The 1774-nt window shown below is 73.2% G+C and carries 2 protein-coding genes; both read right to left on the bottom strand.

The features are described 5' to 3' along the window. Positions 1-142 precede the first annotated feature (142 nt). The gene (locus QH283_RS29715) at positions 143-1120 is read right to left on the bottom strand and encodes an ABC transporter substrate-binding protein (protein WP_432420809.1); all 978 of its coding nucleotides are present in this window, start codon (positions 1118-1120) and stop codon (positions 143-145) included. A gap of 62 nt (positions 1121-1182) precedes the next feature. Beyond that, the coding region (locus tag QH283_RS29720; protein ID WP_280506226.1) for an ABC transporter ATP-binding protein at positions 1183-1774 on the bottom strand (592 nt) is incomplete at its 5' end.

The raw sequence follows: 1774 nt of genomic DNA on the forward strand, positions 1-1774 counted from the left end.
CCCCCCCCCCGCCCCCCCCCGCGCCGGGGGGGGGGGCGCGGGCCGGGGGGGGGGGGGGCGGGCCGCCCCCGCCCCCCCCCCCCCCGGGCGGGGCGCGCGCCCCCCCCCCCCCCCCCCCGGCGGATCGTGGCGCGGACGCGGCCTACTGGGATCCGAACCTGGTGTCGACGTAGTCGGCGAAACTCACCGCGCCGGGGATCGCGCCCGCCTCGGTGAAGGCGTCGGTGATCTCCTGCTCGGAGGCGATCACCGCGTCGTCGAGCGCGATCGGCTCCTTGATGGAGCGGGTCCAGGTTATGCGCGAGGCCTCGACCGGGATCGAGGTCAGCTCGGCGTACCGGGTGGACCACAGGTCCAGGTTCTGCGACGACCACGCGGTGGCCGCCGCGTAGCGCTCCAGGAAGTCGGCGATGGCGGCCACCCGGCCGGGATCGGCGAGGGCCTGTTCGGAGGCCAGCCAGAAGTTGTAGCCGTTGGCGGCCTGATCGGCGGTGGCGACGACCTTCGCCCCGACCTCGTCCTCGGCGATCGCGGTGTAGGGATCCCACACCGCCCAGGCGTCCACGTCACCGCGGGTCAGGGCAGCGTAGCCGTCGGCGGGCGCGAGGTAGACCGGCTCCACGTCACCGAGGCCGAGCCCCGCCTTCTGCAGTTGCAGCAGCAGGTTGGCGTTGGCCGAGCTGCCCTTGGTGACCGCGATCTTCTTGCCCTTCAGATCGGCGACCGCGGTGATCGGGGAGTCCTTGCCGACCAGCAGGGCATCACCCTTGCCGGTCGCGGCCAGTGCGCCGATGATCTTGATGTCGGCGTCGGCGGCCGCGCCGAAGATCACCGGGGTGTTGCCGGTCTGGGCGATGTCGATGCCGCCGGCGCCCGCGGCCTCCACCATCGGCGGGCCCGCGGTGAAGGTGGAGAACTCGATCCGGTAGGGCAGGTTCTCCAGCTGACCGGAGGCCTGCATCAGCACCTCGATCGAGATCGCCTTCTGGTCACCGACTTTCAGGGTGACCGTGCTGAGATCCACCGGGCCGTCGGCCGCCACGGGCTCGCCGTCGTCACCGCAGGCCGAACTGGCGAACAGGGCCGCCACCATCACGGCCACACCGGCGAACCGGGCCATCGAGAATCGTTTCACGGGAACTGCTTTCCTACTCGTCGATCGGGGAGGTCGATCGGGGGCATTCAGACGCCGACGCCGAGCAGCGTCAGCAGGCGGGTGATGTGGCCCGCCGCGGCGGGATCGGCGTGCGAGCGCGGCCGGGGCAGGTCCACTCGCACCTGCTCGGCGATGCGGCCGTCGGCCAGCACGAGCACCCGGTCGGCGAGGGTGACCGCCTCGGTGACGTCGTGGGTCACCAGCAGCACGCCGAATCCGTGCTCGGCGTGCAGCCGCAGCAGCAGCTCGTGCATGGACAGCCTGGTCAGAGCGTCGAGCGCGCCGAAGGGCTCGTCGAGCAGCAGCAGCTCGGGGTGGGCGACCAGGGCCCTGGCCAGCGCCACCCGCTGCGCCTCGCCGCCGGAGAGGGTCAGCGGCCAGGCGTCGGCGCGTTCGCGCAACCCCACCTCCCCGAGCAGCTCGCGGGCGATCGGCTCGTCGCGGCGGCGGTTGCGCGGGCGCGGGCGGCCGAGCGCCACATTGCGCACAACCGGCAACCACGGGATGAGCCTGGCCTCCTGGAAGACGAAGGTCGGCTGGGCCTGGGTGACGACCGATCCGCGGTCGGCCGTCTCCAGCCCGCCGATGATCCGCAGCAGGGTCGACTTGCCCGAGCCG

Source organism: Nocardia farcinica, assembly GCF_029867845.1.
Classification (GTDB): domain Bacteria; phylum Actinomycetota; class Actinomycetes; order Mycobacteriales; family Mycobacteriaceae; genus Nocardia; species Nocardia farcinica_A.

What these genes read in the sequence shown, in the direction of transcription:
- QH283_RS29715 (WP_432420809.1), bottom strand. Translation starts at nt 1,120, where the DNA reads ATGGCCCGGTTCGCCGGTGTGGCCGTGATGGTGGCGGCCCTGTTCGCC.